This window comes from Acidiplasma sp. (assembly GCF_038728925.1).
GTDB classification, from domain to species: Archaea; Thermoplasmatota; Thermoplasmata; order Thermoplasmatales; family Thermoplasmataceae; genus Acidiplasma; species Acidiplasma aeolicum.
Window position 1 is genome coordinate 63,967 of sequence record NZ_JAVYSZ010000007.1, and the last position, 22,447, is coordinate 86,413.

Genomic DNA, 22,447 nt, shown 5'->3' on the forward strand with positions numbered 1-22,447 from the left:
AATGAGTATTGCTAACAGGATTGGTGATATAGCCTCAAATCTTTATGAAAACGCCCTTCTGGCTGAAATTAAAAAGGACAGGGTACCAAATCATCTTGGAATAATAACAGATGGCAACAGGAGGTACGCCAGATCCATCGGTTTATCCGAAAATGAAGGGCATGTAAGGGGAAAGGACAAGCTTGAGGAGGTGCTTGACTGGGCCATGGAGGTTGGCATAAAGGTTGTTACGGTTTATGCATTTTCAACGGAGAATTTTAAGAGGAAAAATGATGAGGTTAATTTTCTTTTTAAATTAATAAACGATTCATTAAATGATCTTTTAAGGGATGACAGAATATACAAAAACGAAATAAGGGTTAATGTAATAGGTGAATTATCATCACTTCCTGAATACTTAAGAAACACCATTATTAATGTTGAAAATACCACCAAGAAGTTTTCAAGATTCAGGTTTAATCTGGCAATAGGTTACGGTGGAAGGCAGGAAATAATTAATGCTGTTAAAATGATAGCCAATGATGTATGTAAGGGTAAGATTAATGTTGATGATATCGATGAAAAAATGTTCAGAAATTATCTTTATGATAATACACTCCCAGATCCTGATCTAATTTTAAGGACAAGCGGTGAGGAAAGAATCTCAAATTTCCTCCTTTGGCAGGCAGCGTATTCAGAACTTTACTTTGCAGATGTGAACTGGCCTGAATTAAAAAAGGTGGATTTTTTAAGGGCGATATTGTCATATCAGTCAAGAAAAAGAAGATTTGGTAGATAAAAATGTACATAGCTGTGGATGATACCGATAGCCAGAACGAAATGTGCACAACGTATATAATATCACAGATTGCCACAAAAACACATTATGATATAATAGGATATCCGGAGCTTGTCAGGCTTAATCCAAATATAAGCCATAAAACAAGGGGCAATGGGGCCCTTAATATAAATATAGGTACAGGAGCTGGAAAAAAAATTATTATAGGCAGAATAAACGGTAATAATATATATGCATATGAAAAACTCATTTCAGAGCCTGAACCTGAGGAGCTTATGAATTTTGCATCGGGCATTGTTGAGGATTTTTATGTTAAAAATAGTGAAAATACAAATCCGGGAATAGTCATATCAAAGATTAGATTCGATTCACAGATATATGAGAGGGCCCTTCAGGAGGATATTTCAGTAGCATCAATTGAGGCATTCCTCGAAAAAAGGGCAGCTTACAAAAAAATAAGAACCGGCCATGGAATAATAGGTGCCACAGCATCACTTGGCTGGAATAAAAAACGTGTGACCTATGAGCTTCTGGATTATAAGTATCCACATTATGGAATTATGGATAAAAGTATAAAAATGGAGATAGCAAAAATACCGGAAAAATATGATTCAACCTTTAATAATATAGATTATAAGAACGATTACCCTGCCATATTCCCAAAATTCAAAACACCGGTTATATTCGGTGTAAGGGGAATAAAGCCCTGCGATTTGCTTGGCATATATGATGAAATAAAAAATAATTTTGAAATAAATGATGAGGGCTTCATAATTTATGAAACAAACCAGGGTACGGATGATCATATAATTTATGATCCTGAATTTCTATCTGACCTTGGTTCCTATTCAGTATCAGGCATAATATCATCATATCCATATATAATCCAGGGTGGTCATTATTTCATAAAAATGAAATACAGGGACTATGAAATAAATCTTGCAGCGTTTGAACCAACAAAGGAATTTAGAAAAATTGTTAATGCGCTTATACCAGGAGACCTTGTAAGGGCCTATGGTTCATTCGATAATGGCACATTAAAGCTTGAAAAAATAAAGATATTAAAATTATCCAGGGAATATATTAAGGAACCACCCATATGTCCTGACTGCGGCATTAAAACCAGATCCAAGGGGAAGATGGATTACAGATGCCCAAGATGCAAAAAAAGGTATAAAAATCCGGAGATAGTTGAAATAAAAAGAAATATATCTGAGGGTTTTTATGAGGTACCGGTTATAGCCAGAAGGCACCTTTCAATGCCATTAAAGCTTGCAGGTCATTTCGGGGTGGTCTGAACGATATGCATTACTGGAATACCGGCAACCGGGAAAACAACGTTATGTAAGATGCTCAATTACAGTGGCATACAATGTGCATCCCTTAATGAGGTATTAAAAAACACAGGGATAATTAGTGATGGCATTGTGGACATAGACCAGCTGAGAAAGCTTGAACTTAAATATGATGTTGTTGAATCTCACTATTCCCATATGATTCATTGCAAATATGTGATTATAATTAAGGATGATGAAAATATTTTAAGAAAAAGAATGGAGCAGCGTGGTTATGGCAATGAAAAAATAAACGAGAACATTGAGGCACAGAGGTCCGATATAATATATTATGAGGCGCTGGACCTGCTTCCAGAAAATCATATATTTACTGTTAATTCCAGTGGAATGGATATTAATGAATTATATGACACTGTTAAAAAACTAATAAATGAACTGCTCAAAAAATAATTATATAAGTTAACATTTAATTATTATGTATAACTGTGAGGAAATTAAAAGCCTAAACATAAAATATATGGACAATACTGAAAGACAGCTTACACCTGATGAAATAAAATCAATATGCAACATGGCAAATGATAATGATATTTCAATAGAAATGCTTTTAAAAAGAATAGAACCGAAGCCGGTAAGATGTGTTGAGATTAACGTACCACCATATACACCTGCAATAAAGGATGGTAAATTAACAAAACCAATGCCACCCTATTAAATTATTTGTCCATTTTTTTCTTCAGCTCGTTTATTTCCTCCTGTATGCCCTTATCCAGTGGGTTTTTTCTTGCCTTTTCCTCAAGTTCCTGAATTTTCATCTCTATGCTTTTCTTTTTTCTGTTTAAATCTCTCTTGCCTAGCCCCATGGATAAAGAATATACTTTAAGTATAAAAATATTACATGGCTTCTATAAAAAATCTTAAGGAATGGGTAAATCATTTATATCTAAATCCTTTAATGGCAAATAGTTTACTATATAGAAAGCATAAAATACCAGTTACGTATTAAAATATGATATAAATGGAAAGCATTAAGGCCTACGACGTCTGGAGGGAATTCATTAGGACATGGAAGACATGGTACAGGGCATCTGAGAAAAATCTGTTATCCCTTGGAATGTCAACTGTAGAGTATAGAATACTAAAAAACCTGCTTGAACGCGGCCCGTTGCCAATGATTGAGCTCGCAAATATAAATATGGTGACTCAGGGCTGGATCACAGGTGTTATTGACAAGCTCGAAAAACTGGGATATGTAAGAAGGGAGAGAAGTTCAGAGGACAGAAGAATAATAAAGATACAGATTACAAATAAGGGAAAGGATGAATACATGCGTGTTGAGGAATTACACATAAAATTCATTGAAAATACATTAAGAGATTTTAACGATGAGGAGAAGTATAATATGATAAGATTCCTCAAAAAAATCCAGGAGAATGTGGAATAATTTAAATGATTTTCATTCAATACTTTTTTTAAAAGAATTAATTCATATGGCAAAAATTATAACTAATGTTTAATTATGTAGATAATTATGGTTTATAATGAGATTTATTTAATTATATTAATCGTATTTTCATGGATATTTATAATACTATACCTTTCCCCGCACATAAATAAAACCAGGCATTTTTCAACAATGGGGCCTGCATTAATGATTAAATCCACACATAACCGTGGTATACTTGATGCCATATCCAAACATTTCCCGGGAAAGACATTTGGCAAAATATCTGATGTTTTGGTGGTTCTTGGAGGTTTAACAGCATTCATAATGCTTTTATATGAGGCCATACTGCTTACCATAGTTCATGTGCCAACCAGTGAGGCCCCACCATTAAATGAATATCTTGCAATTCCATTAATAAATCCCCTGATACCGCTGGGTTATGGCACAGCATCACTTGTATTTGCAGTGGTAATCCATGAAACATTCCACGGAATAGTTGCGAGAAAGCATGGAATAAAGGTTAGCAGCGTTGGCGCTTTATTCTTTGTCATACCCGTTGGTGCGTTCGTTGAGCCTGATGAAAAGGAGATAATGGATGCAGATCCCGTTATAAGAAGGAGGATAATAGCTGCGGGTCCGGGCATAAATATAGTTATAGCATTTATAGCATTAATGCTTTTAATTTTTGTTATGATGCCACTCGCACCCCCGGTTCACAGCGGCGTTTATATCCAGGAATCAGAAAATGCACAGATACCCCATGGTTATGAAATAATAAAATATGGGAATATTTCGGGTTCTGCACTAAACAACCTGGAAACAGATTCATATTTAAAACCGGGAATGGAGAATATTGTACTTTACAACGGCACCACGGTAAATAAAAGTGTTCTTACCGGAGTTTTTATATCACAGATAATTTCAGGGTTTCCGGCTGCTGCGGCCCATGTTCCATCTGATTCTGTAATATTAAGCATTAACGGTTCAACAATATATAACATCAATACACTTGGAAACGTTCTTGATAAAATAAAGCCGGGAACAAATATTACAATGGAAATAATGACTTTAAATGGAAAGACAGATAATTACACACTTAAAACGGTATCAACTTACAGTTACTATGAAAAGGATGACCCTGCTGCAAATAAAAATATATATAAAAATGAGAGTTTTATAGGTGTTGGCATAACATACTCCGGACTTGATTACATACCATTAAAGGAAATGCGCGGCCTTATATTTGGCTCAGCCCTCTTCGGGCCCCAATTTTTTGATGTTCTTGGCCTTCCTGTTCTTGGGCTTTCACCGGTACCATATAACCTTGCGCACCTGTTTTCAACACCATTTAATAACTATATATACTTTGGATTGGTTAATTCTCTCTACTGGTTATTCTGGATAGATTTCCTTCTGGGAATAATGAATGCACTGCCTGTTGCAGTGTTTGATGGTGGCCAATTTTTCAGGGATACCTTAATGATAGCATCCAGAAGGGAGAGATTCAGCTTCCTTAAAAATGAAAAAACACTTACAAAGATATATTATGGTCTTGCGCTGTTCATAATAATGCTTCTGTTTTATATAATAATAATACCAAGAGTGATTTAAATTTTTTATATTTCTGATAAATATTTTTTTAATGTGTTAAAGAATATATCAGGTTTATCAAGATGCACACAGTGGCCGGCGCCATCAATCTTTATAAACTGCGATGATGCGATAAGATCGTGGTATCTCATACCATGATTTATTGGAACCACGCTGTCATTGCCACCCCACAGGATAAGCACAGGCTTATTTATTTTGTTCAATTCCTTAAGTATATGATCAACGCCCAGGCCACCAATTATTATTACCGCTTCAATATTTTCAGGATAATCTATTAAAGCCTTTAATGCACTGCCCGCCGAGACAGATGGTGCTATTATATATGTTAAGCCGGCGTAAACGGCATCTGAAAAATCCTTAATGAATCTTGCACCTGCTGCAGGATTTGAACCAAAATTGTATTTTGGATTATACTCTGACTTTCCAAAACCCGGATAGTCCGGGGCATACACATTAAATCCCCATTGCCCCAGTTTCCTTAATGCATCAATGCCTGACCATGAGGATGAATCCTTTTTGGAATCATGAAGCAAGATAAAGCTCCTCTGAAGGCCCCTGCCATAGCTAAGATAAAAAACATTTTTTCCTGATAAATTCATTGTATTTTGCTCAACTTCCATATTTTATGGTATTAAATAATTGTTAAAAACCATTGTTAATTTTTTTATGCCTTAAATTTTTGATTTATATAACTATATTTGATTTTTAACCCATAAAAATTTTAAAAAATAATTAGAAATCAATAAAATAATTTTATAATAACCTATAAATTTTGTAAACATGGAAACATCCCATGTTGATTTGCATATTCATAGACTAGTTTTTATAACTGTTGCTCTGATTTTTTCATGCATGTAATCTTTCCAATAAGATTAAAATATCAGGAATTACTAATAAATTATGAAACTCAAGGAATCGTCATTGGATTTTTACGCATTTATAAACATATTCAGGGATGATATAGAAAATTCATTTATAAAAAAAATATACCAGGTGAATTCAAAGGAGTTTATTTTTCAGATATACAGGTCCGATGTTAAAAAAAGAGATTTTTTTATTTCACTTACAAAGGGAATATCATTTTATAGCGCGGACAGGCCTGATGAGGCGTCCCAGCTGGCCATGATATTCAGAAAACAGTTATCGGAGAAAAGGATAACAGGCATAGAACAGATAAATTTTGACAGGGTTATAAAAATTACACTTCATACAGGGCAGGAAATAATACTGGAACTGTTTGGAGGCGGCAACCTGATTTTAACAGAAAATGGAAAAATAGTATTTGCAATGGATCAGCATGTATACAGGACAAGAACAATAAAAATTGGTGAGGCCTATGTGCCACCGTCCCTTATAAATCCCATTGAAAATTTTGACGTGTTTAAAAAGATTGTTAATGAAAGTACCGCATCACTGGTTAAAACCCTTGCAACAAGGGTAAATCTTGGTGGGGAAATAGCAGAGGAGGTTCTTTACCGTCTTAATATGGATAAAAATTTAATGCCACATCAGATGGATGATAAAATATTAAATCAGGTATATGAGGAGATAAATGTCATCCTTAAGGAATCCCTGGAAAATAGGGCATATTATTATAAAGATGAGGAAATACTGTCCCCAATAATACTAAAAAGCCTTAAAAGGAATCCAGACGATACCTTTGAAAACTTCAATGATGGAATAGTCAGTTATTTAAATAACTATCCGGTGGAGGAAAAGAATAAAAGCAGTGTGGAAAAAAGGATAGAATCACAGAAAAAATCAATTGAGGAGTTTAAAAAATTGATGGAAATTTATACAGAGTTTGGGAATAAATTAAAGATGAATATACCATCTATTGAGAAATTAATAAAAATTGTTAACGGTAAGGTGAAGAATGGGGATTTGAATGGGTTTGATTTTGGGGATTTAAAAATTTTAGGCATAAATCCGGCAAAGAAAATATTTACCATTGACTATAATAATATAAATATAGATTTAAACTACACATTATCTGCAGGAAATAACATAAGCAATGTATTTAATACAGCAAAGGATTATAAAAATAAAATTGAGGGCGCTGAAAGGGCCATTGAGGAAACAAAAAAATTAATAATAAAGGAAAGGGAAAAGGTAAATCAGAAAAAAAGGCCAAGGTACTGGTTTGAAACATACAGATGGTTCTTTTCATCCAATGGCAATATGGTCCTTTCAGGAAAGGATGCAAAGACAAATGAGAAACTTGTCAAAAAGCACATGGAGGATAATGATATATATGTACATGCCGATCTTTATGGTGCCCCAAGCACGGTAATAAAAAACGATGGCATTGAAATATCAGAGGAAACCATAAATGAGGCATGCCAGTTCGCAATATGCATGTCAAGGGCATGGCCTGCAGGCATATCCTCCGGAACGGCATACTGGGTGTATCCAAATCAGGTAAGTAAAACACCAGAATCTGGAGAATTTATATCAAAGGGGTCCTGGGTAATAAGGGGTAAGAGAAATTATGTTTTTAATTTACCGCTTGAACTAAAAATATCATTGATTAAATATAAGGAATATGATATACCAATGATATCCCCGTCATCAACAAGGGTGGAATCAGAAAAATGGGTTAAAATCAGACCAGGAAATGAAAAAAGAAATAATGCTGTTGAAAAAATATCGAAAATACTTGATGTGCCCAGGGATGAGATCGAGCCAATACTTCCACCGGGTGGTTCTGTAATAATAGAAACATCAAGGGAAATAAAGGAATTAGGATAATTTGCTTTTTAATTCCTCTATTGTTGATACATCTGTGGGGTCAACCTCCCTCACAAGAGCTAGTTCATATGTTAAATAGTCTGCATAATGTATTAGATAGAATAGTTTCTCAAAATATTCATTGGTTGGTGCTGTTATAATATTAAATGATTCCCCGGTTATTTCCTGTGTGATTTCTATCCTTCTCTGTATTCTAAGATTGTCGGAATTAAAGACGTAATACCTGTATTCATCCCTTCTGTAAGCCTTTTTTAATGGCATTGTGTCATTATGATTGAGTTCAGGAAAATAATTATAAAATGCAAATGTCTTTGAGTTCTCATTAAACTGTGTTTTCCATCTGTATGCCACTGATTTAAATGGTCTTGACCCAAATATTATTGGTATATAGCTGTTTTCATATATTTTTAATGCCTCCCTGCGCATTTCATCATGATTTTTATCCATACTGTCCAAAATATCATATGTTTTTTTAATTATGTCATCATCCACTGGATCAAATGTATTGAAGAGTGGCATTAACATGTAACCTAGAGCAGATCTTGGCTGTAATCCTGATGGTATTATTATTGAATTTTTTACCCTGTCGGCAAGCTTTCCACCGGATGTAATGGCATAAACATGGGCATTTTTTTTCATTGCCTCATCCACATTATTAAGTGTTTCCTCGGTGTTTCCAGAGTAACTTATGCCAATAAATACAGTTCTTTCATTGACAAATTCTGGTATGCCGTAATCTCCAACAGTTATAACAGGTTTTTTTGAGAATTTTTCCTGAAATATATCGCCAACAATGCCAGACCCACCCATACCGGAGATTACAATATTGTCATATTCAGAAGTTATGTTAAATTTTTGATTAAATTTAATTTGCTCCTTTAAATTCTTTAATTCGTCTATAAAGTCCATGTAAGAGTTAATTGATTTTTATTTATTAATTTTTGTTTTAGTCCTCGATGTTCCTGTACAGCCTGTAAGCATATGAGTCCTTTAATTTTTTTATTGATGCACCGGTTATGATTACTGATGCAAGGCATAGCAGTGTTGTTATATCTATTATTAATAAAAGTCCATGGAAACCAACAATGTCACCAATAAATCCAAGTATTATTGATATAACCCCGCCAAATAACGCACCAAAGTTGTATGATATCCCGGAGATAATACCCCTTACAACAGGATTTACACGCTCCATCAGTAGCAGCGGCACAACAGGCATTGATCCCACACCCACTGTAAAGGCTATCAATGCAGGTACCGACAGTATATCCAGGGAGGATGAAAATGGAATGGCGAACCATGCTGATACCATTGATACTGCTGAACCTGCAATTATTAAGTATTTTTTTCTAGTCTTAAGCGATAGCCTGCCAAAAAGAACAAATGACATGGCCAGCACCAGGCTTGTCACAATCATCATGATTCCCACCATGGAATGGCTTACACCGAATGATGGTGCAATTGTTGGATAAAATGAAAACACCGAGAAATATGCTGCAAAAAATCCGGACATCATAATGGATGATTTTATAAATGGCTTCATGTAACCCTTTAGTGATGCCCTTTCCTTTACCACCCCCTGCCTTTTATCTGAGGGGATTTTAAACATTGTATACGGGGCGATTATTAATGGTATTATACCTGTCAGCAGGAAAAATCTCCAGTCAGCCGCCATTACTGGAAGGAATAAAACATAGGCAAGGCCTGTAAGTGCGTAGCCAATGCCGTATCCACTCTGCACTATTCCAACTATTGTTCCTTTAAGATTTTGAGGGGCAAATTCATAGCTCATGACCGTACCGGCAGTCCACTCACCGCCCATGAACACCCCCTGAATAAATCTTGCGGTAAACAGTATAAGCACTGTGGGGGAAAATGCCATTATTCCGGCAAAAATGGCATATCCGGCCGTACCTATAATCATTACTGGTTTGCTGCCCATTGTATCATTTAGACTGCCAAATATTATGCCGCCGAAGAATCTGCCTATTAATCCCAGTGCGAACAGCAGTGACACCATAAGCAGATCTATATGGAAATATCTCTCCAGCTCTGTATAAATATATGTTAACAGGGTTAGATCATATATATTTCCCATCCATGCACCTGTAGATGAAATTGTTGCATGAGCATAGGTTTTCATAAATTTATAATTACTTTATATGAATTAAAGTTTTGTAATAAAGTATATATATTTTGATGATAAAAACGTATAATTAGAAATTTTATATAAAAAAAATAATAATTTAGAGATAAATATCAGAAAAATATTAATAAATTATATATAGTGTGTAACACTGTGTTGCATGGTCATGTTAAAACATTAAAAATCAATTTTAACCTTCCATTGTGTTCTTTCCTGCAAAACAGAGGCCTTAACACCAGTGCTATTTATTGCCATTGAAAACTTTTCTGCCGAGGCCTGGGTATTAAAATCAAAATATATGGCATCAAGGCCAAATTCTGGCATTTTTCCCTGAAGTGAGACTATATCCTTAATTTTGGACATTTCTGAAATGAATTTGTCCTTATCAACATAAAATGTCCCCCTTTCTATTTTTGAAAGCCCCGTTTCTATTATTCCATCATATGTTATTTTGGATACTTTTTTATTAACATGCTTGCCTGAACTGTAGTAATACTGGAATAAAAAGAAGGCTGCAACAATGATCAGTGGTATGCCTATTACAAGGACATTTGAAAATATTGAGAATATTCCTACAATTAATAGCGCAACACCAATAACAATATAAACATCTGCCATTTTAATTATAATAGAATATGGTTATAAAAAAGTTGTTAATGTCCATAATAACAATCATATATTTTTTTATAGTATTATGGATTTAACAATAAATGGAAAAAATTAAGTTCACAGAGGTACCTGAAAAGATACCATCAGGATATGATTGCATAGATAACTTAATGCAGGGTGGTATAGAACCTGGTATAATAACCGAATTTTATGGAATGGGCGGGGCAGGCAAAACAAATCTATCCATGATATTTTCATACTCAATGGTAAAATCTGGCAGGCAGGTTATTTATATAGATACTGAAGGATTTTCTGTGGAAAGGTTTAAACAGATATGTGGTGATGATTTTAACTACAACGATATTAATATTTACAGGGTTAAATCGCTTGATGACCAGCATCTGGCTGTGATAAAGGCGGAGAAGCTAATAGCAGAAAAAAGGGATTCAAGGAAAAGTATAGGCTTAATGGTTGTTGATTCATTTACAAATTTTTTCAGGATGGAAACGGGTACCGATGCCAATGCAAGAATGGAGGGGTACGAAAGGCAGCTTAATATTCTGTCCGGTATTGCAATTAAATATGAAATTCCTGTGCTTATTACAAATCAGATATATGCAGATGTTGAAAATCATAAAATTGAGCCATTTGGCGGTTATTTTATAGACCATGCCATGAAGGCCATTTATTATATTGAGAAAATGGATAATGGAAACAGAAGAATAACGGTGATAAAGCACAGGTCAATCCAGGAAAATTTATTTAGTGAATTTAAAATAACAAAAAATGGCATATCGTGTCAGGTGTGATTCATGGGGGTAGATATATCCAGTATATTAATAAAGCATGCCACAACATTAAAGGAAAATGCAGGTAAGATGGTTACTGTTGATGCTTATAACATTATATACCAGTTCTTAAGCAGCATAAGGGGTGAGGATGGTGAACCTTTAAAGGATAGCGCGGGAAATATTACATCACATCTTTCAGGTATATTTTATAGAACATCCTCACTGCTGGAAAATAAGATAAAACCGGTTTACTGTTTTGATGGAAAACCATTTTATCTTAAAAATGAGACACTAAAGGAAAGAAGGCTGATAAGGGAAAAAAATATAGAGGAACTTAATGCTGCAATAAAAAATAACGACATGGAAAGGGCAAGGTCCCTTTCATCAAGAATAAATTATATTACAGATGATATAATTAATGAATCCAAAAAGCTTCTTGATTTTATGGGGATACCGTGGATACAGGCGCCTTCCGAGGGTGAGGCACAGGCATCATACACGGCAAGGGCCGGCATTGTTGATTCTGTTATCTCTCAGGATTATGACTGCCTGCTATTTGGTGCCCCGCGTGTATTAAGGAATTTTACAGTGTATGGAAAGCGGAGGATTTCTGGCACTGGTAAATATATTAATGTATCACCGGAAATTATAAACCTTGAGGAGAATCTTGAAAACAATGGAATAACACAGGAACAGTTAATAGATATAGGCATTCTTGTTGGTACCGATTTTAATTCAGGTATACCGGGGATTGGTGCAAAAACCGCATTAAAGCTCATAAAGAAATTTGGAACAATAGAAAATGTTCTAAAGGAAAAAAACAAAAACATAGATCATCTGGATGAAATAAAGGATTTTTTTAAAAACCCACCGGTTGAGAAGAATATTAACCTTAACTTCAAAAGGCCGGATAGAAACAGGATAATTGATTTCCTGTGCGGCCAGCACAATTTCTCTGAATCAAGAATAATAAATGTGCTGGATATAATGGACAGAAATTTTACAGACACAAGCCAGTCCAGCCTTGATAAATTTACCTAATTTTTATCCTCCTGGCTGGTTACAAGTATTTCATGGCTTCTTGGAAACTCTATTTCTATAAGTGTTTTTAACATTTTTTTTAATTCCTTTTCATCGCCTATTTCATATGATTCATTTTTAAATCCGTCCTCTATTATTTTGTATAAATTATTATCTTTATATATTGTAACTGACCTGTCCTTTTTTTTGGTTTTTAGGGATATTAGCCGGCCATTATCCATTTTTAGTAAACTGCTGTAAACTGTTTTTTCAACAGCCTTTTTTGGAATCCACGGCATTTAATCACCTTCTATTTTTTCTCTCACAGGACCTATTATATTTATTATGGATTCTGCAGCCGCGTTCTTTAAATCTACTGGATGAATCTTTTGATTTTCATATAAATTAATAAGTTCGTGAAAATCCACCTCCACGGGGCCACCCTTGCTTTCTGGCCTGTTTATTGTTAATCTTTCCTGATAGTACGGGAAAACAACGTATTTTAAAATGTCAATTACAGGATTATTTTCTGTAACACCCACAGGGCAGTATGCATGTTTTATTTTTCTTTTTATATCTTCATCAGAATCTGTAATAAAAATGGCCGAATCAGGGTCGCTTTTGGACATTTTTTTGAAGTCATCCATTCTCCCTGATCCCTTAAGGCTTGATATGAGGGGCATATGCACTGAGATTACCTTTTTAACCCCCATTTTCTCCGCAACATCCCTCTGAAGCATGTGGGCATGCCTCTGATCCATGCCTCCTAGGGCAAAGTCAAGGTCCATGTAAATTATATCTGTAACCTGCATTAGTGGATATATGTATTTACTAAAATCCCTGTCGGCATCCTCCTCTGTTCTGCCCATTATGGGAAGCGCCCTCCTTATTCTCAAAAGTGATGAATTTTTTGAAACTTTTAAAAGCTCCTCCCAGTAATCCCTGCTTGAAACGAGGTCACCGGCCCAGATGAATTCAACACTGCTATCAAGGCCTGCAGCGATCATGGTTCTTTTTAAAAGTTCACCACTCTCCCTTATTTTTTCAATATCACCACCGAGCTTATCATTTACCCGGGCATGCCAGTCGGCCAGAAGAACCTTCATTTTAATCCCGGCCCTGACCATATCATTTATTTTATTCGTAAACAGTATGCCTGTGGCTATGTGGGGCAGCCCTGAGGGTTCAACGCCCCAGTATCCCTTGCAGGAATTTTTGAGTGCATCCAGAGCCTCATCCTCGGTAATAATTTCTGATGTATCTCTTTTTAAAAGTTCTATATTTTCCATTTTATGGTTTATATAATATTATTTTATTAACCTTTTTAGGCATGAAGCCTATAATATATAACATAAAATAAATATACCTTCTGACATTGTCATATTATATGATTATTGAATCCATAGAAATGGAAAACTTTAAGTCATACGGAAAAAAGGTAACTGTAAGGCTTAAAGATGGATTCACTGTTATTATAGGCCCTAATGGTTCCGGTAAAAGTAACCTGGGGGATGCAATGCTATTTGTTCTGGGTGCAAAATCAAATAAGGCAATAAGGGTGGATCGCGCTGCTGATTTCATACATAAGTCAGATCCACCATTAAAAAGATGCTCGGTCACACTGACCATTTCAGAGGGAGATAAAAAGTACACACTTTCCAGGGAAATAGTAAACAATGGAAATGAAATAAAATCAAATTATTATCTTAATGGGAAAAGGGCACGTTATTTGGATGTTTTAAAATTAATTGATTCCTTCCATATATACCTCGATTCTTACAGTTTTGTCCTTCAGGGTGATATTAATAATATAATAAAAATGTCCGGCGCCGAGAGAAGAAAATTAATAGAATCAATGGCAGGAATTGAGAGCTATAAAGAAAGAATTGAAAATGCCAAAAACGATATTAATGGCCTCAATGAAAACATAAACATACTGGATGCAAAGATCTCTGAAATTAAGCATAATCTTGACAGATTAAATATTGATAGGGAAAATGCCAGAAAATATTCAAATTTAAAAAAGGAAATAGATGATATGAATGCATATTTAAAGCTAAAGGATCTTGAGAATATAGAGGGAGAGATAAATTTATATAAAAATGATGTTAAAAGGCTTGATTCAGAATTAAATAAGCTTAATATAAGGTTAAAAGAGCTTAATGATAATAAGAATAAAACACAGGAAAATATAAGGGAAATAGAGAAAAAGCTTAATGACCTTGGTGGATCAGAGGTTTTAAAACTCAGAAAAGAAATAGAGGAGACAACAAGGGAAATAGCAACAATAAATGCAGGCATTAATACCCATAGAGAAAACATAGACAGCTATGAAATGCAGATAAAGGCCTCCAAAGATTCCATGGAATTTCAGAAAAATGAACTGCAGAATAAACTCAGGGAGAAAAAGAATTATGAATCATATATAAAAACAGATGAGAATAACATAAATAAAATATCCGCAGAGCTTGAAAAATTTCGTCAGGAGAATTATGCAAATTCCAAAAAATTGAGGGATTTAAATGAAAAACTAAAATCTATTGATGATTCCATAAATTCAATAAATTCTGAAATTGAAGAAAAAAATGCGTTAATAAATGATATTGGTGAAAAAATTTCCGTTAAAAAAAGGGAAATTTCCATAAAGGAGGATAGTTACAGGGATTTACAGCTTAAGGTAAAGGATTTAAAATGGAAAATAGAGGCGTCACAGGATAACATAAATGAATACTCAAAGGAAATAAATCTTATTAACTCACGTTTCATTGATTTAAGGAATAAGGTCTCATCATTATCAAGGAATAAATCAGATAATGATCAAAAGATAAGAGAACTTGAAAAACAGTTAAGGGGGCTTAATTACAGCGGTGGAATGTCTCCTGCAGTTAAGGAGATACATAATATAATGGAGCATGGTACCATACCTGGGATTTATGGTGAATTAAAAAATCTAATAGAATACGATGAAAAATATGGAAATGCAGTCATAGTCTCTGGGGGTGCACGCCTGAGGGCAATAGTTGTTGATGATGACTATGCCGCAGAAAGATGCATTAATATTTTAAAGGAAAAAAAACTTGGAAGGCTTACATTTATACCATTAAATAAAATCATGGCCCCAAAGGATCATGAAAAAAGTGAAAAACTTGTAAGGGATGGCATATCAATTGGGTTTATAAGGGATTTTGTAAGATATGATGAAAAATTTAAAAGGGCAGTCATGTACTGCTTTGCCGATACATTACTATTTGATAATATTGAAAATGCAAGGAAGCATATGGGCGGTGTAAGGATTGTTACACTGGATGGGGAAATTTTTGAGGCCTCCGGATCAATAACCGGCGGATACCTGAAAAACGATGAGATTTTATATAACAGAATAACAAAGGAAATAGCCAGCCTTGAAAATGAAAACATAATAATAGATGGCGAATTGAAAAATGCAAACTCCGAGCTTGGAAATGTTTCATCCCAGTTAACAGATTTAACAAGAAAAAGGGATGTTGAAACTGCAAATCTTGAATCAAATAAAAATCTTTTAGGTGAATCGGAAAAATCGCTGCAATCATATAATGATTCCATTGAAACCTTAAAAAGGGAAATAGCAGAACTTACAGATAACCTTAAAAATATTGAGGTTGATCTTAGGGAATTAAGGCTAAAGGCTTATAAAAATAACAGGGAAAAGGAAGAAATTTTTAAACAGCTAAAGGAGATAAATCCTGAAAACATGGAAATAGAAAAACAGATAGAATCTGAATTGAATAGGGCCAATGCAGAATATAAGTCGCACAGCGATACATTAATTACAATAAATAATGATATTAAACATTTTGAGCAGAGAATTACAGAGCTTGATGAAAAAATAGGGAATTACAAAAAATCCCTTGAAGAAAAAAGTAAAGAACTTCAGGATTTAAAAAATGATCTTGATAAAAAAAATAATGCACTGAATGAGCTGAGGGGCAGAGAATATGAAATAGATTCAAAATCCAGGGATTTATACAATAAAAAGGTTGAACTTAATGATGCACTGGACAGAATATTAATTGATATAAGAAATACAGAGGATGGAATTAATAAAAAAAATATACTTATAACATCATTAAACGCAAAAATAGATGCACTGATTGAAAAATCTAATGAAATACATAATGAGATTATTGATGCTGATATACCTGATTTTAAGCTTACTGTAAGGGAAATTAGGGAAAAAATTGCCCATAATGAAAATGAAATAATATCACTTGGCCCCATAAATCAGAAGGCAATACAGGAATATGATGATGAGTATTCAAAGTATTCAGAAAATATAGAAAAATATGACACATTAAAAAGGGAACGCGAAAGCCTTATAGACATGCAGAATAAAATTATAGAGGAGGAGAAAAAAACATTTCTTGACCTTTTTGATGGCATTAATAAAAATTTTAAGGAGATTTATTACAGGCTTACTGGTGGTGAGGCCACGCTGGAGATAACCAGCAGGGATGACCCATTAAATTCTGAAATTTACATAAAGGCAATGCCCAAGGGGAAATACATGATAAAAATAGATGCACTGAGTGGCGGTGAGAAGAGTGTTGCTGTTCTTGCCCTTATACTGGCATTTCAGAATGAAAAACCATCACCGGTATATTATCTGGATGAGGTTGATATGTTCCTTGATGGTTATAATGCAGAACAGGTTGGAAAGCTTTTCAGGGAGAATTCTAAAAAGGCACAGGTTATAATGGTATCCCTGAAAAAGGCTGTGTCAAAATTTGCAACAAACATAATAGGTGTAACCACCGATGGGCATGGGAATACAAAAATTGTGGAAAAATATATGGAGGAGGACGATGGAGAAAAGCGAGATTCTCAGGGCGATAATAAGGCAAGGTGAAAATGAGGATATATCAGAATACGAGGAAATATTAAATGAGGCAAATGAAAATTTGGTATATCCAGATATTTTTTCTGAAACCGTATCAAAGGTATTTAAACTGGCCATGGATGGCAAAATAGACCCATGGAAAATCGATATACTGCAGTTTAAGGACCTTTTTTTTAGTGAGCCTGAGCCAAATTTTGAGGTGGCCGGACTTCTTATATCCAGTGCATGGCATATTCTTTATGAAAAAAGCATTGCAATGATAAGAGGGTATAACAGTAATAAAATATCCGATGAGTTAACTGATGATTATCCTGAAATAGAGGATTCCATGGACGATGACGAGGTTTCAGATTTTATTGATCTTAAGGAGCCTGTAATGCATGAGGACAAAAGAAATGTAACGCTAATTGAATTGCTGGATTCAATAAAAAGGGTTTATAAGAAATCCAGGGAAGAAAAAACAATAAAGGACACATCGGTGGATATAAATGAGGACATATTAATGAAATCAAATAAGGAGGATATAGAGGAAGGAATAAACCGCGTCCAGGAGGAAATTAAAAAATATATAAATCCATTTTTCCTTGAGGATTACTGGGGTAAAACTACAGAGGAAAGATCAGAATTTCTCCTTTACATGCTTTTTCTTGAAAAAAGGGGAAGGATTAGCATGGAACAGAATGAACCATTTGGAAACATCATAATAACCAAATTATTTTAAAATATTTTAAATAAATTTATACACCGTCCGATATTCCATCCTCACTTATCATTATAACCGCCTCACCCTCCGGCAGGTATGGTGAGTCTATTAATCTTGCTATTCTTTTTCCAGCCTTGGCCTTTCTAAGATAAATTCTGAATGTTGCAGTATGCCCCACAATGTTACCGCCTATTGGTGTCATTGGATCGCCAAAAAATACGGCGGGATTTGCCGATACCTGATTTGTCACGGCTATTACAGCATTATATATGGTTCCAAATTTAAGCAGATCATGCATGTGTTTATTTAAAAGCTGCTGCCTCTCTGCCAGAGAACCCCTGCCAACATATTCTGATCTAAAATGCGATGTTAATGAATCCACTATTAAGAGTTTTATTGGAAACTCCTTGGCAACATCAGCAGCCTTTTCTGCAAGAAGTATCTGGTGATGAGCATTATAAGCCCTGGCAACATGTATTCTTTTTAAAGTTTCATCAGGGTCCAGATTTTTGGCCTTTGCCATCTGTATAATCCTCTCAGGCCTGAATGTATTTTCAGTGTCTATAATAAGCACGTCTGATTCAAGGCCGCCCTGTTCCTTTGGAAGTGTGGCATTAACCGCCAGCTGCAGCATTATCTGAGTTTTACCAGACCCAAATTCGCCAAAAAATTCAGTGATGGATTGGGTTTCCAGGCCACCGCCCAGGAGTGTGTCAAGATTTTTGGATCCTGTTGATAATTTTATTACCTCCTGCCTCCTTTTTAGTATCTCCTCCCCTGTTTCAAAATTACCCACATCAGCGTATTTTCTTGCCGCATTAATGATTTTTATTGCGGCGCCTTCAGCTATTCCACTTATATCTGCAAGGTCCTTTGGGGATGCCACGGCTATGGTCATTATATCATCATATCCGCTTTCCCTTAATTTTTCAGCAGTTGCCTCGCCCACGCCTGGAAGATCCTCTATTGTAATCTCCTTTTTGCTTTCCTCAACCTTCTCCTCATTTTCAACATCCTTTTTAGCCATTAAAATATCCCTCCTTTTATCTTAAGCGATGAATCGGTTTTGCGAATTGATTCATCCTTACCTAACAAATTGAACATAGCCCTTATAGCATCCACATTTTCAGGTATAACATCACTTTCCTGATGTACAGCCTGTATGTAATGCAGTTTATTGTTATTAATTTTTATGCTGTCACGCCAGATTGCTATTTCATATAAATCAGACCTGTTCCTTGATAGCTCCCTTGCAAGATCCATTATCTGTGCTGTGGATTTAAGGCCGTCTGAGCTGTTAAGAAGCAAGAGCCTGCCATAATTTTTCCAGATATCAATTATGTCATCCTCTTTAAGATTATCCTCAAGATCGACATCAACAACATGTATATGCATCAGGGTTGTTGGAATCTTTACAGCCGTTGTCAGTATATTAATTCCCTTTATTACTGTCTGAAGATCAGGGGCATGATGTGAAGGATACTGCATTGATGGTTCCATGGCATTTATAGGCCCCTTTTTTGAATCATTTGGATCAGTGGCACGCCTCAGTATAACCGCATTAACATTTTTTATTTTATAACTTGAATGTATTGGGTACAGGGACCTTGCAAGTGCAGTGGTATTACATGATACAACCCTCACATAATTTTTATTTAATGCATCATCAAAACTAGAATAGGCATTAAAGCTTGTTTCAACAGCAGATGCCTTTTCTCCACCCTCAAGTATGGCCTTTATATTGTATTCCCGGTATTTTTTTATATTCCTCTCACCCATGCCTTCTGGGGTTCCATCAACGATTATGTCAGAATCAGAACACAAATCATCCAGTGTTCCCTTAACCCTTATGCCATTCTCCTCAAACTCCGGAATTTTGTCCTCAGAGGGTACATAAACATTAAAATATTTTGATGCCTCCTTTGCAACATAATCCGGGGAATTTTTAACTATGCCGGTAACAAACATATCATCCTGGGCTGAAACAGCATGGGCGACACGCCTTCCAATAGTACCATATCCATTGATTCCTACACCAATCATATTGCATAATTATGTTACATATGGTTATAAATTTATTTATTTAGGCTATGCAAAATATTATAAGAAAAAAAATAATTGGTTTGGGTGGAAAAATTAGAACTCAGGGATTATTTTAGAGATTATTATGTGAAAAATCCTATAAAACCTCCGGATCTTCTATTCCAGAGGGAAATAGGGTATATTCCATTTAATGGAAGCATGGTAAGGCACAGAATGTATAACAACAACATTGAAATAGAAAGATTTGTGAAAAAAATTGTGCCCAGGCATCTTTATTATTCATCGGCATATTACAGGCATCCGGAAATTACAAGAATGCAGGAAAAGGAATGGCTGGGTGCAGAACTGATTTTTGATCTTGATGCAGATCATATAGAGGGTGCAAATAAGATGACGTATGCACAGATACTGGATGAGGTAAAAAAGCATACATTAAGACTTATAAATGTTCTCATGGACGATTTTGGTTTTACCGAGGATAACATTCATTTATACTTTTCCGGTGGCAGGGGGTATCATGTACATATAGAGAGTGATGCCGTATACCAGCTGGATTCTGATGCCAGAAGGGAAATAGGTGATTATATAAGAATCGAGGGTATTAATATTGATGACCTTAAAAACCTTGACGATGATTTTTTTAACTACGGTATACTTAAAAAATTAAATAACTACATTTCAGAATTTTATGAAAACATTGATGAGAATATTATAAAATCAATACTTGGCAGAAATTACAATAACTATATAAATTATCTCCAAAAGTATTTTAACGGAAAAAAAATTATTGATTTTTTTACCGATAAATCCGGAAATAAATTTAAGATCATGGATTCATTTGATGCGAAAAACAAAATTACATATAACAGGGATATATTTAAATACATCATTGAAAACTTTAAAAAGGGTAACCTTGCTGAAATAGATGAGCCTGTTACAACAGATATACACAGGCTTATCAGATTTCCATTAAGCCTTCATGGAAAAACTGGATTAATGGTAAAACCCTTAAAAATAGATTATTTAAGAGATTTTAATCCCTTAAATGAGGCCATACCTGATGTATTTAAGGAGAAGGAAAAAATAATTAATATAAAAATAAATAAATTTGAAATTGCCATGAACAATGAGCATTTTATATTAGGCAATGGTGAGCATAAGGTACCATTGTATGTTGCAGTATTTACAAATGCCATAGGTGTATCTGATTTTGTCACATAATTTATTCTTTTTATAAATTTTAAATAAAAATAGGCATTAAAATTAAAAAATTATTTAAAAATAAAATTTATGGAGAGTTAAGGTACTCTCTCCATGTGGTTCCTTCCATCATTGGGTTTAATAGTCTTATGTATGGACCCCTTATTAATGTATCCAGTACCTTGTCGTGCAGTTCCCTTGCGGGATGTGCGAATAATACCCTGCCTATTCCGAACATTGCATCCTCTGGTGAGGACCATTCCATGTGCACCCTGTATTCAGGTGGTGTTGGTACTGCCTCCTCTGGCTTGAATGCACCTTCCTGATCCTTTGGAACCTCGCCATTTGATTCAAGTGTTTCATGTATTCCCTTTGCCTTGAGCTGGAATGAACCTACTGCTGATACTCCAATCTCCTTAAGTATCATGTACCCAAGGAATCCGGGGGCATGCTCGAAATCCTTCATGACCTCCATTATATTGCTCTCAAATTCCTTCTGCATATCCTTCTTTACTGTATGCTCTGAGAGGGCAATTGTTCTTTTTCCATATGGCATTGATATTGGTGGTACTCCAGATGGGTCACCTGCTGCAAATTTCTTGCCAAACATTACTGTAAAGTCCGTCATTTCTGTATTTACAGGCATGTTTGCATCAACAATTTCATATAATGGTTCCCATGGTCCGTATACAACCTGTGATAAACATGCAGAGCATAATCTGAATATTGATGTGAAGTTGTCCCTGTGCATATCCTCATGGTCCTTTATGTTTTTCCACATTGTGTACTGGTAAACGTTCATTGTGCTCATTTTGGTCATGTCCATTGATCCGCCACCATACCTTGTTCCGAGCGGTATTATACCAAACTGCATATGGTTCTGGAATCCAACAAACCCGGGATGCCTGGCTGTAACCTGGCAAACCTTTGGACCAACCTGCTGGAACATTTTCATTGTCGTCTCATCATTTAACATTTCTACCTCGTTTATTGCTACATATGGTTTTGGCACTTTTTGTCACCATGTGTATAATTTAATATTCATATTTAAACATTTTTAATCATGTTTATGAATATTTTTAATATTAATCAAACTTTTAATGAAAATATCATTAGATATCTAAAAATGAAATAATTATATAAAATTATACCATAATATATTTATAAATCATATATT

The 22,447-nt window shown here is 34.8% G+C and carries 22 protein-coding genes; 12 read left to right on the forward strand and 10 right to left on the reverse strand.

Translation table 11 applies throughout. From position 1 onward, the window contains the following. The first annotated feature begins 1 nt into the window (after position 1). From uppS to QXW15_RS04260, 4 genes are read left to right on the forward strand one after another with little or no spacing between them, the layout of a single operon-like run. Positions 2–778 (forward strand): polyprenyl diphosphate synthase, encoded by a 777-nt coding sequence (gene uppS, locus QXW15_RS04245; RefSeq protein WP_048101634.1) that lies wholly within the window; start codon positions 2–4, stop codon positions 776–778. Positions 779–780: 2 nt separating this feature from the next. Then, complete coding sequence (locus QXW15_RS04250; protein ID WP_287954747.1) at positions 781–2,076, forward strand: tRNA(Ile)(2)-agmatinylcytidine synthase; 1,296 nt, start codon at positions 781–783, stop codon at positions 2,074–2,076. Between the two features lie 9 nt (positions 2,077–2,085). Then, entirely contained in the window at positions 2,086–2,523 is a 438-nt protein-coding gene (locus tag QXW15_RS04255) for an AAA family ATPase (protein ID WP_287960182.1), read from the forward strand. A 25-nt stretch (positions 2,524–2,548) separates the two neighbouring features. Further along, positions 2,549–2,788: a hypothetical protein gene (locus QXW15_RS04260; protein WP_342790015.1), complete on the forward strand. Its 240-nt coding sequence runs from the start codon at positions 2,549–2,551 to the stop codon at positions 2,786–2,788. 1 nt (position 2,789) lies between these two features. On the opposite strand, the gene QXW15_RS04265 is transcribed toward QXW15_RS04260, so the two are convergent. Then, positions 2,790–2,936, reverse strand: a complete 147-nt coding sequence (locus QXW15_RS04265) for a hypothetical protein (protein WP_169749788.1) — start codon at positions 2,934–2,936, stop codon at positions 2,790–2,792. Positions 2,937–3,091: 155 nt separating this feature from the next. Here QXW15_RS04265 and QXW15_RS04270 point away from each other — a divergent pair, with 155 nt between their 5' ends. After that, positions 3,092–3,517, forward strand: a complete 426-nt coding sequence (locus tag QXW15_RS04270; RefSeq protein ID WP_048101638.1) for a MarR family winged helix-turn-helix transcriptional regulator — start codon at positions 3,092–3,094, stop codon at positions 3,515–3,517. An 87-nt stretch (positions 3,518–3,604) separates the two neighbouring features. After that, complete coding sequence (locus QXW15_RS04275; RefSeq protein ID WP_048101639.1) at positions 3,605–5,131, forward strand: site-2 protease family protein; 1,527 nt, start codon at positions 3,605–3,607, stop codon at positions 5,129–5,131. Between the two features lie 5 nt (positions 5,132–5,136). Here QXW15_RS04275 and QXW15_RS04280 read toward each other — a convergent pair whose 3' ends face one another. Then, entirely contained in the window at positions 5,137–5,751 is a 615-nt protein-coding gene (locus tag QXW15_RS04280; protein ID WP_048101640.1) for an alpha/beta fold hydrolase, read from the reverse strand. 280 nt (positions 5,752–6,031) lie between these two features. Between QXW15_RS04280 and rqcH the strand changes: the two genes are divergently transcribed. Further along, on the forward strand, positions 6,032–7,882 hold the full coding sequence (gene rqcH / locus QXW15_RS04285; RefSeq protein WP_048101641.1) for a ribosome rescue protein RqcH: 1,851 nt from the start codon (positions 6,032–6,034) through the stop codon (positions 7,880–7,882). On the opposite strand, the gene QXW15_RS04290 is transcribed toward rqcH, so the two are convergent. The 3 genes from QXW15_RS04290 to QXW15_RS04300 all read right to left on the reverse strand — a co-directional run bounded on the left by QXW15_RS04290 (position 7,874) and on the right by QXW15_RS04300 (position 10,646). Further along, positions 7,874–8,791, reverse strand: a complete 918-nt coding sequence (locus QXW15_RS04290) for a bifunctional phosphoglucose/phosphomannose isomerase (RefSeq protein ID WP_048101642.1) — start codon at positions 8,789–8,791, stop codon at positions 7,874–7,876. The genes rqcH and QXW15_RS04290 overlap by 9 nt on opposite strands. A gap of 37 nt (positions 8,792–8,828) precedes the next feature. Beyond that, positions 8,829–10,025 (reverse strand): MFS transporter, encoded by a 1,197-nt coding sequence (locus QXW15_RS04295; protein WP_048101643.1) that lies wholly within the window; start codon positions 10,023–10,025, stop codon positions 8,829–8,831. A 180-nt stretch (positions 10,026–10,205) separates the two neighbouring features. Next, complete coding sequence (locus tag QXW15_RS04300) at positions 10,206–10,646, reverse strand: hypothetical protein (protein WP_048101644.1); 441 nt, start codon at positions 10,644–10,646, stop codon at positions 10,206–10,208. 92 nt (positions 10,647–10,738) lie between these two features. On the opposite strand from QXW15_RS04300, the gene radB reads away from it, so the two are divergent. Further along, positions 10,739–11,446 (forward strand): DNA repair and recombination protein RadB, encoded by a 708-nt coding sequence (gene radB, locus QXW15_RS04305; protein ID WP_048101645.1) that lies wholly within the window; start codon positions 10,739–10,741, stop codon positions 11,444–11,446. Positions 11,447–11,449: 3 nt separating this feature from the next. After that, positions 11,450–12,469: a flap endonuclease-1 gene (gene fen / locus QXW15_RS04310; protein ID WP_048101646.1), complete on the forward strand. Its 1,020-nt coding sequence runs from the start codon at positions 11,450–11,452 to the stop codon at positions 12,467–12,469. Here the strand turns inward: fen and QXW15_RS04315 are convergent. Next, on the reverse strand, positions 12,466–12,747 hold the full coding sequence (locus tag QXW15_RS04315) for a hypothetical protein (RefSeq protein ID WP_048101647.1): 282 nt from the start codon (positions 12,745–12,747) through the stop codon (positions 12,466–12,468). The genes fen and QXW15_RS04315 overlap by 4 nt on opposite strands. Then, positions 12,748–13,737, reverse strand: coding sequence for a tyrosine--tRNA ligase (locus tag QXW15_RS04320; protein ID WP_048101648.1), 990 nt, complete (start codon positions 13,735–13,737; stop codon positions 12,748–12,750). A gap of 98 nt (positions 13,738–13,835) precedes the next feature. Between QXW15_RS04320 and smc the strand changes: the two genes are divergently transcribed. Both smc and QXW15_RS04330 read left to right on the forward strand, forming a co-directional pair. After that, positions 13,836–17,333, forward strand: a complete 3,498-nt coding sequence (gene smc, locus QXW15_RS04325; protein WP_342790016.1) for a chromosome segregation protein SMC — start codon at positions 13,836–13,838, stop codon at positions 17,331–17,333. Beyond that, complete coding sequence (locus QXW15_RS04330) at positions 17,290–18,045, forward strand: hypothetical protein (protein ID WP_048101650.1); 756 nt, start codon at positions 17,290–17,292, stop codon at positions 18,043–18,045. The genes smc and QXW15_RS04330 overlap by 44 nt, the downstream gene beginning before the upstream one ends. A 16-nt stretch (positions 18,046–18,061) precedes the next feature. Here QXW15_RS04330 and radA read toward each other — a convergent pair whose 3' ends face one another. Next, positions 18,062–19,054: a DNA repair and recombination protein RadA gene (gene radA, locus QXW15_RS04335; RefSeq protein WP_048101651.1), complete on the reverse strand. Its 993-nt coding sequence runs from the start codon at positions 19,052–19,054 to the stop codon at positions 18,062–18,064. Further along, positions 19,054–20,070 carry a type II glyceraldehyde-3-phosphate dehydrogenase gene (locus tag QXW15_RS04340; RefSeq protein WP_048101652.1) on the reverse strand — a complete coding sequence of 339 codons (1,017 nt, stop codon included), beginning with the start codon at positions 20,068–20,070 and terminating at the stop codon, positions 19,054–19,056. Before QXW15_RS04340 ends, radA begins: the two co-directional genes overlap by 1 nt. An 84-nt stretch (positions 20,071–20,154) precedes the next feature. On the opposite strand from QXW15_RS04340, the gene priS reads away from it, so the two are divergent. Then, positions 20,155–21,291, forward strand: a complete 1,137-nt coding sequence (gene priS / locus QXW15_RS04345) for a DNA primase catalytic subunit PriS (RefSeq protein WP_048101653.1) — start codon at positions 20,155–20,157, stop codon at positions 21,289–21,291. Positions 21,292–21,358: 67 nt separating this feature from the next. Here the strand turns inward: priS and sor are convergent, their stop codons facing one another. After that, on the reverse strand, positions 21,359–22,282 hold the full coding sequence (sor, locus tag QXW15_RS04350; protein ID WP_048101654.1) for a sulfur oxygenase/reductase: 924 nt from the start codon (positions 22,280–22,282) through the stop codon (positions 21,359–21,361). Positions 22,283–22,447 lie beyond the last annotated feature (165 nt).

Bases quoted from the DNA above. Each gene is read 5' to 3' on its own strand.
- uppS (WP_048101634.1), top strand. From the start codon at position 2: ATGAGTATTGCTAACAGGATTGGTGATATAGCCTCAAATCTTTATGAA.
- QXW15_RS04250 (WP_287954747.1), top strand. From the start codon at position 781: ATGTACATAGCTGTGGATGATACCGATAGCCAGAACGAAATGTGCACA.
- QXW15_RS04260 (WP_342790015.1), top strand. From the start codon at position 2,549: ATGTATAACTGTGAGGAAATTAAAAGCCTAAACATAAAATATATGGAC.
- QXW15_RS04265 (WP_169749788.1), bottom strand. From the start codon at position 2,936: ATGGGGCTAGGCAAGAGAGATTTAAACAGAAAAAAGAAAAGCATAGAG.
- QXW15_RS04270 (WP_048101638.1), top strand. From the start codon at position 3,092: ATGGAAAGCATTAAGGCCTACGACGTCTGGAGGGAATTCATTAGGACA.
- QXW15_RS04275 (WP_048101639.1), top strand. From the start codon at position 3,605: ATGGTTTATAATGAGATTTATTTAATTATATTAATCGTATTTTCATGG.
- QXW15_RS04280 (WP_048101640.1), bottom strand. From the start codon at position 5,751: ATGGAAGTTGAGCAAAATACAATGAATTTATCAGGAAAAAATGTTTTT.
- rqcH (WP_048101641.1), top strand. From the start codon at position 6,032: ATGAAACTCAAGGAATCGTCATTGGATTTTTACGCATTTATAAACATA.
- QXW15_RS04290 (WP_048101642.1), bottom strand. From the start codon at position 8,791: ATGGACTTTATAGACGAATTAAAGAATTTAAAGGAGCAAATTAAATTT.
- QXW15_RS04295 (WP_048101643.1), bottom strand. From the start codon at position 10,025: ATGAAAACCTATGCTCATGCAACAATTTCATCTACAGGTGCATGGATG.
- QXW15_RS04300 (WP_048101644.1), bottom strand. From the start codon at position 10,646: ATGGCAGATGTTTATATTGTTATTGGTGTTGCGCTATTAATTGTAGGA.
- radB (WP_048101645.1), top strand. From the start codon at position 10,739: ATGGAAAAAATTAAGTTCACAGAGGTACCTGAAAAGATACCATCAGGA.
- fen (WP_048101646.1), top strand. From the start codon at position 11,450: ATGGGGGTAGATATATCCAGTATATTAATAAAGCATGCCACAACATTA.
- QXW15_RS04315 (WP_048101647.1), bottom strand. From the start codon at position 12,747: ATGCCGTGGATTCCAAAAAAGGCTGTTGAAAAAACAGTTTACAGCAGT.
- QXW15_RS04320 (WP_048101648.1), bottom strand. From the start codon at position 13,737: ATGGAAAATATAGAACTTTTAAAAAGAGATACATCAGAAATTATTACC.
- smc (WP_342790016.1), top strand. From the start codon at position 13,836: ATGATTATTGAATCCATAGAAATGGAAAACTTTAAGTCATACGGAAAA.
- QXW15_RS04330 (WP_048101650.1), top strand. From the start codon at position 17,290: ATGGAGAAAAGCGAGATTCTCAGGGCGATAATAAGGCAAGGTGAAAAT.
- radA (WP_048101651.1), bottom strand. From the start codon at position 19,054: ATGGCTAAAAAGGATGTTGAAAATGAGGAGAAGGTTGAGGAAAGCAAA.
- QXW15_RS04340 (WP_048101652.1), bottom strand. From the start codon at position 20,070: ATGATTGGTGTAGGAATCAATGGATATGGTACTATTGGAAGGCGTGTC.